15 protein-coding genes are annotated in these 15375 nt (G+C 63.4%); 7 read left to right on the top strand and 8 right to left on the bottom strand.

Annotation, left to right across the window (positions count from 1 at the left end; translation table 11 throughout):
- Positions 1–11: 11 nt before the first annotated feature.
- Positions 12–524 (top strand): 2-amino-4-hydroxy-6-hydroxymethyldihydropteridine diphosphokinase, encoded by a 513-nt coding sequence (gene folK, locus LB571_RS21325; RefSeq protein ID WP_224597696.1) that lies wholly within the window; start codon positions 12–14, stop codon positions 522–524.
- Positions 525–532: 8 nt separating this feature from the next.
- Here folK and LB571_RS21320 read toward each other — a convergent pair whose 3' ends face one another.
- Together LB571_RS21320 and LB571_RS21315 are read right to left on the bottom strand one after the other, a co-directional pair.
- Positions 533–1078 carry a DUF924 family protein gene (locus tag LB571_RS21320; protein ID WP_140716840.1) on the bottom strand — a complete coding sequence of 182 codons (546 nt, stop codon included), beginning with the start codon at positions 1076–1078 and terminating at the stop codon, positions 533–535.
- Positions 1079–1089: 11 nt separating this feature from the next.
- On the bottom strand, positions 1090–2925 hold the full coding sequence (locus tag LB571_RS21315) for a monovalent cation:proton antiporter-2 (CPA2) family protein (RefSeq protein ID WP_015317680.1): 1836 nt from the start codon (positions 2923–2925) through the stop codon (positions 1090–1092).
- Between the two features lie 159 nt (positions 2926–3084).
- Between LB571_RS21315 and LB571_RS21310 the strand changes: the two genes are divergently transcribed.
- From LB571_RS21310 to LB571_RS21300, 3 genes are all read left to right on the top strand, one after another.
- The gene (locus LB571_RS21310; RefSeq protein WP_224597693.1) at positions 3085–4074 is read left to right on the top strand and encodes an AraC family transcriptional regulator; all 990 of its coding nucleotides are present in this window, start codon (positions 3085–3087) and stop codon (positions 4072–4074) included.
- Positions 4075–4133: 59 nt separating this feature from the next.
- Entirely contained in the window at positions 4134–5342 is a 1209-nt protein-coding gene (locus LB571_RS21305) for an MFS transporter (RefSeq protein ID WP_224597690.1), read from the top strand.
- A gap of 172 nt (positions 5343–5514) precedes the next feature.
- Entirely contained in the window at positions 5515–5781 is a 267-nt protein-coding gene (locus LB571_RS21300) for a hypothetical protein (RefSeq protein ID WP_015317683.1), read from the top strand.
- Between the two features lie 135 nt (positions 5782–5916).
- Here the strand turns inward: LB571_RS21300 and LB571_RS21295 are convergent, their stop codons facing one another.
- The 4 genes from LB571_RS21295 to LB571_RS21280 form a co-directional block, all read right to left on the bottom strand.
- The gene (locus LB571_RS21295; protein WP_140716846.1) at positions 5917–6468 is read right to left on the bottom strand and encodes a hypothetical protein; all 552 of its coding nucleotides are present in this window, start codon (positions 6466–6468) and stop codon (positions 5917–5919) included.
- A gap of 123 nt (positions 6469–6591) precedes the next feature.
- On the bottom strand, positions 6592–7677 hold the full coding sequence (locus LB571_RS21290) for a YcjF family protein (protein ID WP_140821797.1): 1086 nt from the start codon (positions 7675–7677) through the stop codon (positions 6592–6594).
- A complete protein-coding gene (locus LB571_RS21285; RefSeq protein WP_224597687.1) occupies positions 7674–9152 on the bottom strand; it encodes a YcjX family protein in 1479 nt (492 codons plus the stop codon). The genes LB571_RS21290 and LB571_RS21285 overlap by 4 nt, the downstream gene beginning before the upstream one ends.
- A gap of 75 nt (positions 9153–9227) precedes the next feature.
- The gene (locus LB571_RS21280) at positions 9228–9731 is read right to left on the bottom strand and encodes a SixA phosphatase family protein (protein WP_224597716.1); all 504 of its coding nucleotides are present in this window, start codon (positions 9729–9731) and stop codon (positions 9228–9230) included.
- A 275-nt stretch (positions 9732–10006) separates the two neighbouring features.
- Between LB571_RS21280 and dksA the strand changes: the two genes are divergently transcribed.
- The gene (gene dksA, locus LB571_RS21275) at positions 10007–10423 is read left to right on the top strand and encodes an RNA polymerase-binding protein DksA (RefSeq protein ID WP_015317688.1); all 417 of its coding nucleotides are present in this window, start codon (positions 10007–10009) and stop codon (positions 10421–10423) included.
- Between the two features lie 148 nt (positions 10424–10571).
- On the opposite strand, the gene LB571_RS21270 is transcribed toward dksA, so the two are convergent.
- A complete protein-coding gene (locus LB571_RS21270) occupies positions 10572–11324 on the bottom strand; it encodes a flagellar biosynthetic protein FliO (RefSeq protein WP_224597685.1) in 753 nt (250 codons plus the stop codon).
- A 328-nt stretch (positions 11325–11652) separates the two neighbouring features.
- Between LB571_RS21270 and cckA the strand changes: the two genes are divergently transcribed.
- Together cckA and LB571_RS21260 are read left to right on the top strand one after the other, a co-directional pair.
- Positions 11653–14229: a cell cycle histidine kinase CckA gene (cckA, locus tag LB571_RS21265; protein ID WP_140716916.1), complete on the top strand. Its 2577-nt coding sequence runs from the start codon at positions 11653–11655 to the stop codon at positions 14227–14229.
- A gap of 86 nt (positions 14230–14315) precedes the next feature.
- Positions 14316–15029, top strand: a complete 714-nt coding sequence (locus LB571_RS21260) for a DeoD-type purine-nucleoside phosphorylase (protein WP_140726833.1) — start codon at positions 14316–14318, stop codon at positions 15027–15029.
- On the opposite strand, the gene LB571_RS21255 is transcribed toward LB571_RS21260, so the two are convergent.
- On the bottom strand, positions 15026–15325 hold the full coding sequence (locus tag LB571_RS21255; protein ID WP_015317692.1) for a ribbon-helix-helix domain-containing protein: 300 nt from the start codon (positions 15323–15325) through the stop codon (positions 15026–15028). The genes LB571_RS21260 and LB571_RS21255 overlap by 4 nt on opposite strands.
- Positions 15326–15375: the final 50 nt, after the last annotated feature.

Raw genomic sequence — 15375 nt, 5'->3', positions numbered from 1 at the left:
CGAGGTGACCGTTGTCTGGCCCGAATAACACCGTCTATCTGAGCCTCGGCGGCAATCTGGGCGATCCGGCGGCGTCGATGGGAGCCGCGTTGCGCCTGCTCGACGTCGATCCCGATACCGACATGGCCGCCGTCTCCTCGCTCTACCGGACGCCGCCCTGGGGTAAGCTCGACCAGCCGGATTTCCTCAATGCGGCCGCCGAATTGTCGACGCGGCTGTCGCCGCGGGCATTGCTCGACCTCTGCCTCGATGCCGAGCGAAAGCTCAAACGTGTGCGTGAGGAGAGGTGGGGGCCGCGCCTCATCGACATCGACATCCTGGTGTTCGGCGACCGCATCATCCATGAAACGGGCCTGGAAGTGCCGCACCCGCGCATGCTGGAGCGCGCCTTCGTGCTGGCGCCGCTGGCCGAAATCGCGCCGGATCTTGCCGTCGGCGGCAAACGCGTGGCTGATCGCCTGAGCGCGGTCGATGCGGCCGGCATCGAGCGGCTGCCGTCGGGCCGCGACTGGTGGCGGCGCTAAATCGCGGATCAGCCGGAGAAACCACCGTCATCCAGGAATGCTTTTTCCTCGGCCGTGGTCTCGCGGCCAAGCATCCGGTTGCGGTGCGGAAAGCGGCCGAAGCGCTGGATGATGTCGCGGTGCTCCAGCGCGTATTTCAGATTGAACTCGGCCCTGGCGGTATGAAGTTCGACCGACCGCTCCTGGTCCGCAAGATTTTCCGAATGTTCGAACGGCAAATAGAGGAACACACGCACTTCCGGTTCCAATGCCAGATCGTGGCCGGCATCGACCGCTTTTTGCGCAAAATGCTTTGCCAGTGGGTCGGTTGCAAACATGTGGCCGGTGCCGCGAAAGCAATTGCGCGGGAACTGGTCGAGCAGGATCATCAGCGCCAGCGAGCCCTCGGCATGGCTTGACCAGACATCGCATTCACGGCGCGCTGCGGCGTAGTGGAGATCGAGGAAGCGGTCGCGGAAATCGGCATCGAAAGCGTCGTTCTTCTCGAACCAAGCATCCTCGCCGGCGTCGCGCCAGAACTTGGTGATCGACAGGGCTCTGCTGTCCAATTCCATGCCTAACTCCCTCAATCCGCCGATTCGGATTTATGCAGGACGCCGGCCGTTTCCTCGTTGAGCGCCTGGCCAGGACGGCGGGGCGTGGAGAGTGGGGTCGGGATCGGCGTACCGATATTGCCTTTCAGGAAACGCTGTCCCGAGCGGATGCCTTCGGCGAGCTGGGTCTCGAACCGGGCCGTGTCGCGGCGCCTGACGTCCTCGATCGTTTCGGCGACGTCCTCGGGATCGACGCCCAGCGCCTCGAGGGTCGAGCCACCAAAGACGAGCGCCGATTCGAAGGTTTCGCGCAGCTGATAATCGACGCCGGCGCGGATGAGCTGCAGCGCCGTGCCGCGGTCGAACGCACGGGCCAGCACCGTAAGCAGGGGGAACTCAGCCTTGACGAGTTCGGCGATGCGGATGGCGGCGTCGGGCTTGTCGACACAAATGAGCACGGCCCGCGCCCGGCCGGCCCCGGCCGCGTGCAGGATGTCCAGCCGCGTGCCGTCGCCATAATAGACCTTGAAGCCGAAATCGGCGGCCGCCTGGATCATCTCGACATCGTTGTCGATGATCGAAACGTCGATGCCGCGCAAGAGCAGGGGTTGGCTGGCGATCTGGCCGAAGCGGCCAAAGCCGATGATCAGCACGCTGCCGGACAGGCCGTCGGCGACTTCGACGCCGTCCAGCGACTGCTCGTCCCGTGGCGTGAAATAGCGCAAGGCGATGATCGCCAACGGCGTCAGCACCATGGAGATGATGACTATCGCGGTCAGCGTTGCGTTTGCCTGGCCGTCGATGATGCCGACGGCGGCGGCCGCGGAATAGAGCACAAAGGCGAATTCACCGCCTTGCGCCATGAAGACCGCGCGCTCCAGTGCCTCGCGGTGGCCTGATTTCAGGATGCGGGCGACAATGTAGATGCCGAAAGCCTTCATCACCATGTAGGCCACGACGTAGACGGCGATCAGCTTCCAGTTCGCGGCCACCACATGCAGATCGAGCGACATGCCGACCGCCAGGAAGAACAGGCCGAGCAGGATGCCGCGGAACGGCTCGATGTCGGCTTCAAGCTGATGGCGGAAGGTCGATTCCGAGAGCAGCACGCCGGCCAGGAACGCGCCCATCGCCATCGACAGGCCGCTGAGCTGCATGGCAAGCGCCGATCCGAGCACGACCAGCAGAGCCGCAGCCGTCATCACTTCGCGCGCACGGGCATCCGCCAGGATGCGGAAGAAGGGGTTGAGGAGGTAGCGTCCCGCCACCACCAGGCCGATGATCGCGGCGAGGCCGATGCCGACCTCGGTCAGCCGCTCCGACAGGCTGGTACCGGCACCGCCCGGCGCCAGGAAGGCGATCAAGGCGAGCAGCGGCACGATGGCCAGGTCCTCCAGCAGCAGGATGGAGACGATGCGCTGGCCCTTGGGCGCGGCGATTTCGCCGCGTTCTTCCAGAAGCTGCATGACGATGGCCGTCGAGGTCAGCACGAAACCGGCGCCGGCGACGAAAGATTGCGCGATCGGAAACCCTCCGGCCATGCCGACACCAGTCAAGAGCACCGCGCAGACGCCGACTTGAAGCGCGCCAAGCCCAAAGATCTCGCGGCGCAGGCCCCAGAGCCGAGACGGCTGCATTTCCAGGCCGATGATGAACAGGAACATGACCACGCCGAGTTCGGCGACATGGAGGATGGCTCCCGATTCGGAAAAGACGCCGAGGCCGAACGGACCGATCACCACGCCGGCGGCCAGGTAACCGAGAATCGAACCGAGACCCATGCGCTTGAAGATCGGGACGGCCACCACGCCCGCCGCCAGCAATGCCACCACCTGAATGAGATCGCTGCCCGCTGCCTCTGCCGCCATGATCCGTCCCTTTGTCGTATAGCACTCCTTGCATGCAGTGGGAGCGGGAGGCAAGGGCGGGAAGCCTGCCAGGAAAGGTAGGGTGCTGTCGGTGCGAATCCCCCGGTGGAACAACGGTCTCCGCTTGTCTGCGGGACGTTCGGCATCTATATCAGCTGCATGCTTGACCGTTCGTCCCAGCCGTCTTCGCCGCCTCATATTCCGATGGATGCGCTCAGCGAGGTCCTGCAAGATTTTCGCCTGAGTGGGGTCAACTATGGCCGCTGCGAGCTCCGACATCCATGGAGCATAGAATTTCCGCGACAATCGCTGCTTCGTTTTCACTTTGTCGGCCAGGGTCCGTGCTGGATTCATACCGAAGCGCAGGGCTGGCAAGAGTTGCGCGATGGCGATCTGGTGCTGCTGCCGCAGGGCATCGCCCATCGGCTGGCGAGTGCGCCGGACGTGGTGGGCGACTCGCTCGAGGGCTGCCAGGTGATCAAGTTAGGGGGCAATGTCTGCGAAGTGGTGCGGGAAGGAACGGGCGCGACAAGCACCCTTTTCTGCGGCTCCATGGCCCTGGACTCCTGTGCGCTCAATCCATTGATCACGTTGATGCCGGCTGTCATCAAGGGCTGCGACGTGGCCGGCAATGACCCGGTCGTTGGTCCTTTGCTGGCGGCCATGACGACGGAGGCCGCGCAACCGCGGATGGGCAGCGCCACCATCTTGTCGCGTATGGCGGATTTGCTGACAGCCCGGCTCATCCGCTGTTGGGTCAATTGCAACGGAGCCTCGACCACAGGTTGGCTCGCAGCCATCCGCGATCCCCATATCGGCCGCGCCCTGGCAGCCATGCATCGAGACCCCGGCCACGACTGGACGCTGGGAAGCCTTGCGAGCGTGGCAGGCCAATCGCGATCGATTTTCGCCGCGCGTTTCAGCGCTGTATTGGGCGAGGGTGCCGCGCGCTATCTCGCCCGCCTGCGCATGCAGCTTGCCCGCGAGTTGTTGGGGCAGAGCGGCTTGTCGGTTGCCGAGGTCGCTACCCGTTTGGGCTATGATTCCGAGGCATCCTTCGCTCGCGCGTTCAAGCGCATCACCAATGTCTCGCCGGGAATTGTGCGTCGCACAAATCCCGGACGAATAGACATGAATTTCGGATTTTAAGACACATATCATCCGACAGAACTCGTCTATCAAGATCTCCAAACTTTGGAGATCTTTCCGTGACAGACACAACATTACAGCTTGAAGACACCGCGATTGGCCTTGATGCCGACGCGCCAGCCGCGTGGAGCGCAGCCACCTGGTTTGCGGTCATTTCACTGGCGGCCACCAGCTTTGCCCTGGTGTCGGCCGAATTCCTGCCGGCAGGCCTGCTGACGCCAATGGCGCGCGATCTCGGTATCAGTGAGGGAACGGCCGGACAGGTCGTCACCGCCACCGCTTCCGTCGGCGCCGTGACGGCCATGTTGAGCAATGTTCTTATCGGCCGACTGAACCGCAAGACGGTGCTGGTCGGTCTCATGGCTTTGGCGGTGGCTTCCAATATCCTTGCGGCGCTGGCACCCAATTTCTGGCTGTTGTTGTTGGGCCGGGCCGGGCTGGGGATCGCTCTCAGCGCTTTCTGGGCACTTTCGGTTGCCGTCGTGGCGAGGCTGGTCGGCGCCAATGCGACAGGCCGGGGCATGGCTATCGTTACCCTCGGCGTCTCGCTCGCCACCATTGCCGCGCCGTCCTTGGGGGCGTTGATCAGCGACTGGCTGGGATGGCGCAGCGCCATGGCCATGACAGCGGGGCTGGCCGTATTGGCCATGTTGGCGCAGTTGCTCAGCCTGCCGACCTTGCCGGCGACAACAAGCAACAGTCTTGCAGACGTGTTTCGACTTACACGGCGGCGCGGCATTCAGATCGGCATGCTGGCCATTGTCTTGCTGATGACGGGGCATTTTGCTGGTTCTGTCTATGTGCGCCCCTTCCTCGAACACGTCACGCTGCTTGCAACCGGTCCAATTGCCCTGGCTCTGCTTGGGTTTGGCATCGCCGCTGTGATCGGCAACATTGCCGGCGGCCGCATGGCCGATGCCAATATTCACATGGCTCTCGTGGTCACCGCGGCGCTAATGGCGGTTGCGGCGCTGGCCTTGGTGCTTTGGGGCGTGCACATTGGCGTTGCCTTCGGATTCGTCACGCTTTGGGGCTTCGCCTTCGGCATGGGGCCGGTGGTGCTGCCAACCAATCTCTCGCGTGCGGCACCTGACGCGCTGGAAGCAGCGGGCAGCCTGATGGTCGTCTCTTTCCAGGTTGCCATCACGATCGGCGCGGTTGTCGGTGGCTATGTCGTGGACACCTATGGTGCCACGGCGCCGTTGACCGTTACGGCCATCCTTGCTGCATCGACAGCTGTGCTCGCTCTGCTGCAGCCTCGCGGCTGAACTTTGCTCCAGCTGACATCGAACTCGAACCGCCGCAATGTTGCAGGCTCTTTACACAAGTTTACGCCATGGGCTCGTTGCTTGTTGCCGCAATCGAAGGCTAAGCACGCTCGGCTTCGGCCATTGGGGGTGAGCGGCGATCAAGTCGCACCCTTTTGAGGAGATGACTGACATGAAGAAGTTTTTGCTCGTTGCCGCCGGGCTGGCGGTGCTTGCCGGCTCGGCCTGTTCGAAGGCGCCGGAATGCACGACCGAGATCGCGACCAAGAAGGCGCAGGACATGGCCGCGGCGCTGCAGGAGGCGATCACCAAGGATCCGTCCAAGGCGGCTGACCTGACCGCCAAGGTTCAGGCGGTGACGACCAAGTATCAGGGTTCCACGACCCTGGCCGATGCCTGCAAGGCGTATGACGAGCTGACCAAGGCGATCAAGGGCTGACGCCTGGTTCGTCCGTTTCCAAGGAGGCGGTGGCGATGGGCCGCCGCCTCTTTGTTTCGTGGGGTGTATTCGCGCAATCCCAGGAGAAGTGTTTTTCCGTCCGGAATTCGTAAAAGAATAGAGGCGAGGGTGCGCTCAGTTCGGCGCGATGGAGCCGACTTCGACGGCATCGACGCGCTTCAGGCTCATGCCGATGACGGGCACCAACTGGTCCTGAACGCGCACGGCAACCGTTACGGTCATGGAATTGTCGTCGGGAATGCGGGCCTGCATGACACCGCGCAATTGGTTGCGGTTGATGGTGAAGACCACCTTGTGGGCGTCGACGACGTTGCCGCCGATGATATCGAGGCCGGCGCCGGCAGCGCCACCCATGAAGGAACCCTTGTAGTCGCGGCCCTTGCGCTCGATCTTGGCCGACATGGGCTGGGTGAACATGCCGACCCGGCAACCGCCGTCCAGTGTCATGCCCATCTTGCCGTCCGGCGTGGAGCCGGTGAAGCTGCAGTTGAATTTCGTGCCCTTGTATTTGCCGGCGACGATTTCGCCCGGGCCAACCCATTTGCCTTCGGCCGACTGGAAAAACTGCTTGTCCGGTTCCGTGGCAGAGGCCGCCGAGGCAATGCCGACGACAGCTGTGATCACCGTCGCCAGGGGCAGGACGCTGGACAGAATTACGCTTTTCATCGACGACACCCGGCAACAACGAGGCTGTTTGAAACCGGTTCGACCATGAAGAAGATTGGTTAATGCTTCGTCACCGCGGGCCCTCGAAACAGCAGTCCGATCATCGTCCCGAAGAGCTGGACGCTATTTGCCGGAGCCGGCTGTTTCGGCGTCTTTCTTGGCTGCGAACGACGTCAATGCTGCGAGGAAATCGCCCAGCCCCGGGCGCCTGGCAGCGCTGAAGGGCAGGGGACGCGCCGTCTCCATCGCGGCGATACCGATGCGCGCCGTCATCATGCCGTTGACGACGCCTTCGCCCAGCTTTGCCGAGAGGCGGGCCGCCAGGCCGTGGCCGACGATCTGCTGGACGAAACTGTCGCCGATGGCGATCGAACCGGTGACCGCCAGATGCGCCAGTACGCTGCGCGCCAGGCGGAAGAAACCCAGCGTTCCGGGCCGTCCGCCATAGAGTTCCGAAAGCCGGCGGATGAGGCGCCCGGCCTCGAACACCACATAACCGACATCGACCAGCGCGCGAGGGCTCACGGCCGTCACCAGCGAAACCCGCTTGGCGGCCTCGAGAATTATCACCTTGGCCCTGACATCAAGGGGGCCGAGGATTTCCGCCTCCGCCAGGCGCACCAGATTGGCGCCGTCGATAATCTCGCCGCGCAATTCAGCCAGCGCGCGCCGGCCGGCAGCGGTCTCGGGTTTGGCCGCGACAAAGGCCGACAACTCGTCGACCACCGCGCGTGCCGCCTTCGGATCGTCGCGCGCGATGGCATCGAGCGCGCGCTTCTGCAGCTTTTCGACTTCGGCGAGGCGGGCGATGGCCAGGAACTCGCGAATCAGGATTACCAGCAGCGCCAGCAGCGCAATCGCCGCCATCCCGGCGGCCAGCCAGCCCAGCCATTCGGCGCGGGCAAAGAGATCGCGTATCAACTGGTCGGTCCACAGGCCGACAGCCAGCGAAACCAGCACGCCGAAGGCGCCGAAGAAGATGCTGCCGAGAACCGAGCGCCTTCTGGGGGCGACCGATGGCGGCGGCTCGGCGGCAATAACGTCCGGTTCGTCGAAAACGTCGACCTCCGCCGGGATGACCAGCGCCACATCGGCCTTCATGGAGCGCGGTCTGCGCGACGGTTCGGTCTGGCGTGCTTGTGGCGCGTCTTGTTTCGGCGCGGCTTCCGGCTCGATGCGGAATGCCGCCGGTTTGCGGGGCGCGGTCATGCCAGATAGTCTCCGATCAGGAACTGCAAGGCGCGGTCTAGCCTGATATGGGGCAGCGACAGCGTGACACCTTCGGCCGTGCGTTCGAGTTTCGGCGGACGGAACCGGACGAAGCGGATTGCCGGGTCCGTGGAGTCCTGTCTGTGATCCGGCCCCGAAAGGTCGAAAACAGCATCAATGTTCTCCGGCAAATCACCAGGAAATATAGCTGTTTCCGTCTTTCCGTCGAATGTTTCACCATCGATCTTCTCGCCGGCGATCGGCGTGCCGATGATAACAGGCAATGTCTCGCGGCCCTGCTTGACGGTGCCTTCGCGGGTGGCGCGCACCGCCGCCATGGCGACGACGTCGACATCGGCGCCGGTGAAATTCGCCCGCGCCGCGGCGCGGTCGGCAAGGCGCCGCACGATCGCCTGCAACCGGTCATGGCTTTCGTGGTGCAGATGATCGGCCTTGGTCGCCGCGACCAGGATGCGGTCGATACGCCGGGAGAAAAGGTCGGTTATGAAGCTGCCTCGGCCGGGGCGAAAACAGCTGAGGATCTCGGTGACAGCGCGCTCCAGATCGGCCATGGCACCAGGCCCGGCGTTCAGCGCCTGCATGGCGTCGATGAGCACGATCTGGCGGTCCAGGCGCGTGACGTGCTCGCGGAAGAACGGTTTGACGACATGCGTCTTGTAGGCCTCGTAGCGCCGTTCCATCATGGCGTGCAACGAGCCGTTGCGCGCGCGCCTGTCGCCCAGGCCGGCCAGCGGCGCGAAAGTCAGCGCGGGCGAGCCTTCGAGATCGCCGGGCATCAGGAAACGGCCGGGCGGCAAAGTCGAAAGCGCCCGTTCGTCGAGCTTGCATGCCTTGAGATAGGCGGCGAAGCTTTCAGCCAGCCGGCGTGCCGTCATTTCCTCGGCGTCGGCATTCGGGTCGATTTCCGCCGAGATCGCTCGCCAGGCCAGCGAAAGGTCCTCGCGCACCGGCAGCGTGGCCATTTCGAGGGCTTCGCGCGAAAAATCGGCGAAGGATTTGCCGAGCAGCGGCAGATCGAGCAGCCATTCGCCGGGGTAGTCGACGATGTCGACCGACAGCTTGCCCGACGAGAACATGCGGTTCCAGCCGGAGGCCGATTCATATTCGATCGTCAGCCGCAGTTCCGAAATGGCGCGGGTCGAGTCCGGCCAGACGCGATCGTTGACCAAAGCGGCGATGTGGTCCTCGTATTGAAAACGCGGCACGGCGTCGTCGGGCTGCTGTTCGAGGAAGGCGCGCGCGATACGCCCCGATTTCTGCGCCTCGAACAGCGGCAGACGTCCGCCGTGGATCAGATTGTGGACGAAGGCAGAGATGAAGACTGTCTTGCCGGCGCGGGAGAGACCCGTCACACCCAGACGCAGCGATGGAGAAAAAAGTCCGGTGGCACGTCCCGACAATGTGTCGAGGGCAATTCTTGCCTCGTCGGTGAAGGTGGTCAGCGATGATGCCAAAACATGATCTCTCGGGCTTGCGTCAGCCCGATATAGGCGCTGGAACCCGGCTTTGAAATGGCGCTGGAATCGGCATCAGGGATCTGCCGGTGTCAGGAACGCTTCGAGATAACCCGCTCCCTGGGTCGCTTTCGCCAGATCGCCGGGGAAACGGACGACCGCGAGGCCCGTGGTTGGAAAGCCGTGATTGAGCATTGCCCGCTCCGGCTCGCCGCCATCGCCCGAAACCGCCATGGCGAGATCCTCCGTCATCGGGTTGTGGCCTATGACCAGCAATGAACCGGGTCCGCCATGATCTCGGACGAGGCGGAGATAGCAGGCCGCGTCCTCGCTGTAGAGCGCGTCCAAAAACAGCACCTTGCCTGTGTCGGTCTGGCCGGCCAGACCCTCGAGGGTTTCCCTGGCGCGTTTGGCGTTGGAACACAGCGTCAGGTCCGGCACATAGAAGCGGGAACGCATCGCGGTCCCCATTTTTTCGGCATCGGCGCGGCCGGATGCGTCCAATGGACGATCGAAATCACGCATGCCTGGCAAGGCCCAACCGGCCTTGGCGTGTCGCAACAGATAAAGCCTGCTCACCCAACCTCCAACGGTGCCCGAGAGCTGAAGTCCTGCCGCGATTAGCCACGAGAAAAGCCGCACGCACAATGGTGCGCGTGCTTCAGCGCGGCGAATCACTTGCAGGGCGATGGGCGAGGATCGTCGTACTTTCGCCATCAAAACAGATTTATGCCGCTCCGGAGAAGGCTGGAGACGCACTTTAACAATTGCGTGAGTCGGTGGCTGATTGCGCTTGTGCAGGCGTCTGGTGGCGAATATATAGGCGCCAAATTTGGGGCTGTTGGGTGAGTCGAATGAACGACATCGTTACCGCCGATTACGTACCCTCCGAAGACGAGCCGTTCATGAACGAACGGCAGAAATCCTACTTCCGCCAGAAGCTCGTCACCTGGAAAAATGACATCTTGCGCGAGGCGCGCGAAACCCTCGAAATCCTGCAGCAGGAAAACGCCAACCATCCCGACCTCGCCGACCGCGCCTCTTCGGAAACCGACCGCGCCATCGAGCTCAGGGCCCGCGACCGTCAGCGGAAACTCATCTCAAAGATCGATTCGGCGCTGCAGCGCATCGATGAAGGCACTTACGGCTATTGCGAAGAAACCGGTGAGCCGATCGCCTTGAAGCGGCTCGACGCGCGCCCGATCGCCACCTTGTCGATCGAAGCGCAAGAACGGCATGAGCGCCGTGAAAAAGTCTATCGCGACGACTGATAGACCGCCTTTGCATTGATTTCCAAATGGCCGGTTATCCGGCCATTTTTGTTCGATGCGTGCCACCTTCAATAGATTTGAACACGCTTGAACGCCGGCCAGCCTAGTCACTGGCAGGCGACAGTTCATCTCTTGACCTAGGCGCAGTTCATCTCTTTTGGCTTGAAAGTTCGCCCAACAGCCTGGTCATTTCATCGTCGAGCGAGGGCGGCGCCTTGGCTGCCGGTTTGCCCACCGGGCCGCCGGAGCGGGGCTGGTCGAGCGAAACCTCGAGTTCTTTCATCAGCGTGTCGTCGATGCTGTCCTGCGTCGGCGGTGGCGGCGTGTGCCTGGCGGCATTGACGTTGGCGGAGCCATAGGCAGGCAGCGGCGTGACATTGGTCGATTGATAGGTTTGCGCCGCTGGTTTCGGTGCGGGCGCCGGAGCCGGTGGTGGCGCCGCCGGACGCTGGCGGGCAGGCTGTGCCATGGCCACCGGCTGCGGAGCGGGTGCTTGTCTCGGAGGCACGGGAGCGGGCTGCGGCGACCGAGGCTTCGCAGCCGGGGTGGCGGCCGCCGGGACAGGCTGCAGGCCGCCATCTCCAGTCAACGCCGGACGGCGCGGCGCGGCGAGGCGGATGTCGCGTTCGACAACGACGTCGGTCGGGCCGCCGATCAGAAGCAGATGTTCGATGTCGTCGCGTCGCACCAGCACCAGTCGGCGATGGCTGTCGACGGCGGTTGCGTCCATGACGGCGAGCCGCGTCTTGCGGTTGCGGCCGCCGGCGACAAACGTGCCGAAGGTCAGGTTGCGCACGAGCCTGACGATGACGAGAACGATGACCAGCAGGATCAGCGCCGCGAAGGTCCACAGGAGTGCCGCCGCATAACCGGGACCCGCCACGCTATCCAGCCACTGCATTGGTTTCCCCCGAACGGTTTGGAAAGTGACGCGACACTAGACCGTTGCGACTGGCTACCGCAAGTTGCCTTTCACGCATCGTGAACAGCTTGAAACACAGGGAAGGCCAGCCGACAGCATTTTTATCCGACATTTGCCGCCCGGGCCTTTTCCAGACCAGGAGAATGTGATTCAACCGGCTAAAGCGCGTCGCGCTGAAACGGATTCATGCGGCGCGTTTCAGGTCCGTGTTTTTCATGCATGTCGTTTTCCCAAAACCGAAGTCATTTTTGGGCGACATGCATTGGGGGCGGGTGTCGGAACATCGGATTTCATGAGCAGGGGGCATATGGCCAAGGAAGCGCGCGGCGATTTCTATCCGGCACCGATCGTCGACCAGAATACGCGACCGGGCGCGGTCACCCGGCTTATCATCTTCATCGTCGTCCTGACGGGCGCCGCAATCGTCTTCGGCCTTTTCCGCGAGCGCCTCGGCGATCCGTTCCTGCTCGGCATGCTCGGCGTACTGGCGATGATCGGTGTCGGCTTCCTGTTCGCGACCGCGATCGGCTTCGTGCAGATCACACCACGCTCGACGGGCGACGAACTGTCCAAGGCCTTCGTCGATTCGATGTCGCAGGGCCTGCTGGTCACGGACACCAAGGGTCGCGTCGTCTACGCCAACCGCGCCTATGCCGATATGACCGGCGCCTCATCGGCCGCTGACCTGAAGACGGTCGAAGGATTGCTCTCCGATGTCCCCGAAGCCTCGGTGACCATTTACCGGCTGGCGTCCGGCTTGCGTGACGGGCAGCCGGGCGACGGCGAGTTCCGGCTCGCGCAATCGATCCGGCCCGGCGCCGAACCGGGCGCGCGCTGGTACCGGGCACGCGCCCGCGCGTTCAGCGTTCCGGGCCAGCGGCTGCCGATGCTGGCCTGGCAGCTCGCCGACATTTCGCAAGAGCGGGCCGAGCAGGAGCGTTTCTTCCTCGATCTGCAGAAGGCAATCGACCACCTCGACCACGCGCCGGCCGGCTTCTTTTCGGCCGACCAGGACGGCCGCGTCACCTACATCAACGCCACGCTCGCCGGATGGCTGGGCATCGATCTCGCCAGCTTCACCCCCGGCGCCGTCGCCTTGCCCGATATTGTTGCCGGCGACGGCATGGCGCTGGTGCGCTCCGTCAAGGCGGACCCCGGGACGACGCGCAATGCGGTCATCGATCTCGACTTGACGACGATGACCGGCGAGGCGCTGCCGGTGCGCTTCATGCATCGCGTTTCGGCCAGCCGTGAGGGCGTCGGCGGGCCAACCCGCACCATCGTGCTCAACCGCACACAGGGCGAGGATGCCTCGGCCGACCTGCGCGCCTCGGAAGTGCGCTTCACCCGCTTCTTCAATTCGACGCCGATGGCGATTGCCGGTGTCGATGCCAGCGGGCGCATCCTGCGCACCAACGCACCGTTCCTGTCGCTGTTTTCCTCGGTCGTCGACCGCGATGCCGTGGATCGCCGCGTGCGGCTCGACACGGTGATCCATGACCGCGACCGGCCGGCCTTTGCCGCGGCTTTCGAGAAAGCCCGGCAGCGGCAGGCCGACATCGATCCGATCGAGACCGTGCTGCCCGGCAATGATGAGCGGCATATCCGTTTCTACGTCAACGCCGTGGCCGATGGCACCGGCGGCGAAGGAGCCGAGGAAGCGGCCATCGTCTACGCCGTCGAGACGACCGAGCAGAAGGCGCTCGAAGGGCAGATGGCGCAAAGCCAGAAGATGCAGGCCGTCGGCCAGCTCGCCGGTGGCATCGCGCACGACTTCAACAATGTGCTGACCGCCATCATCATGGCGTCCGACCTGCTTTTGACCAATCACCGGCCATCGGATCCGTCCTTCCCCGACATCATGAACATCAAGCAGAACGCCAATCGCGCGGCCTCCCTGGTCAGGCAGTTGCTGGCCTTCTCGCGCAAGCAGACGCTGCGGCCGGAAGTGCTGAACCTCACCGACGTGCTCGCCGATCTCAGGATGCTGCTTGCCCGGCTCGTCGGCAACGACATCAAGCTCAAGGTCGACCACGGCCGCGACCTGTGGCCGGTCAAGGTCGATATCGGGCAGTTCGAGCAAGTGGTGGTCAACCTGGCGGTCAACGCGCGCGACGCGATGCCGGCGGGCGGCGATCTCACCGTGCGCACCCGCAACGTGACCGCCGAGGAATGCAAGAGCTTTCCCTATCGCGAACTCGCGGCCGCCGACTATGTGGTGGTCGAAGTCGAGGATACGGGTTCAGGCATCGCGCCCGACGTGCTGAAGAAGATCTTCGAGCCGTTCTTCACCACCAAGGAGGTCGGCAAGGGCACGGGCCTTGGCCTGTCCATGGTCTACGGCATCATCAAGCAGACCGGCGGTTTCATTTTCTGCGATTCCGAAGTCGGCAAGGGGTCCACCTTCCGCATCTTCCTGCCGCGTCACATCGTGGAAGCGAAAACGGCAGCCGAAGCCGGTGAAGCGCCGGCGGCAGCGGCAGTCAAACCGGCCGATAGCACCAAGGATCTGTCCGGGTCGGCGACGGTCCTGCTGGTCGAGGATGAGGATGCCGTGCGCATGGGCGGCATGCGGGCACTGACCTCGCGCGGCTATACCGTTCACGAGGCATCCTCGGGCGTCGAGGCGCTGGAAGTGTTCGAAGCGCTGGGCGGCAAGGTCGACATCGTCGTTTCCGACGTGGTGATGCCGGAAATGGACGGGCCGACCCTGCTCGGTGAGTTGCGCAAACGCCAGCCGGACATCAAGTTCGTTTTCGTCTCCGGCTATGCCGAGGACGCTTTCGCCAGGAACCTGCCGGCGGAGGCGCATTTCGGCTTCCTGCCAAAGCCGTTCTCGCTCAAGCAACTGGCCACGATCGTCAAGGATGTCCTTGAATCCTAGGTGCTTCCAATGCCGCGCTCTTGCACAACGCCGTAACAACGCCATGATTGTTGAAAATACAGCAGGCGGGCTTGGGGGAGCGGCTGTTGACGCCACACATCGAGGCAGGCAAGGGCGATTACGCCGACACGGTTTTGTTGCCGGGCGACCCGCAGCGCGCGGAGTGGATGGCGCAGACATTCCTGGAGGCATCGCGCTGCGTCAATCGCCGACGCGGCGCTCTCGGCTTTACCGGCTTGTTTCGCGGCAAGCCTGTCAGCATTCAGGCGACGGGCATCGGCGTTTCATCCTTCCTGATCTACGCCCATGAACTGCTTGACTTTTATGGCGTCCGAACACTGATCCGCACCGGTACCTGCGGCAGCCTGAGCGCCGAGGCAAAGCTGCGCAGCCTTGTGATCTCGCAATCGGCACGGCCTGAAAATACCGAGAGCGGTCGAGTTTTTGGCCTTTACGTAGCCGATGTTGGCCCGGATCCGGCGCTGCTGGCTAGCGCATTGAGCAAGGCAGCCGCACTTGGCATCGACCACCACGCCGGCCTGACAGCCTGCACCGATATATTCTACCATCCTGAAGCGCGTGCCCGTTATGCCGACGCAAGGGCGCTCGGGGCGCTGGCGGTAGACATGGAAACCAGCGCTCTCTATCGCATATCGGCCCATTTCGGCGCGAGGGCGTTGTCGCTGCTGACCGTCGTCGACAATCTGCTTACCGGCGAACAGACCGACTATTCCGAACGCCAGGCGCTTTTCACGGACATGAGCCGGCTCGCGCTCGAAGTCGCCACGGAAGGGCGCTAGGCGGCCTCTCGCTTCAACACCTCCTCCATGGATGGTCGGTGGCCGCGTAGATAGAGTGCGCAAGTGGTGCGCAGCATCGACGCGAAATTAGGGATCTCGCCGTTGATCTCGATGGCTTCGTCGTAGAGCTTCGAGATGAATTTCGGCGTCGTCAGGTTCTGGCTTTCGGCGATTTCGTCGAGCAAGGCCCAGAACGTGACCTCGAGCTGGATGCTCGTCGAATGTCCGTCAATGCGGATCGACCGGTTGATCTGACGATAGCCTTCCGGATCCTGTGCGGCAAAGACTCTGCACATCGTTACCTCCCGTTTTTGTTGGTCTTGGGCGCCGACGGGGCGGTCGGTGC

This window comes from Mesorhizobium sp. BR1-1-4 (assembly GCF_020165375.1).
In the GTDB taxonomy this organism is placed as follows: domain Bacteria; phylum Pseudomonadota; class Alphaproteobacteria; order Rhizobiales; family Rhizobiaceae; genus Mesorhizobium; species Mesorhizobium australicum.
This window is presented reverse-complemented; position numbering and strand designations above follow the sequence as displayed.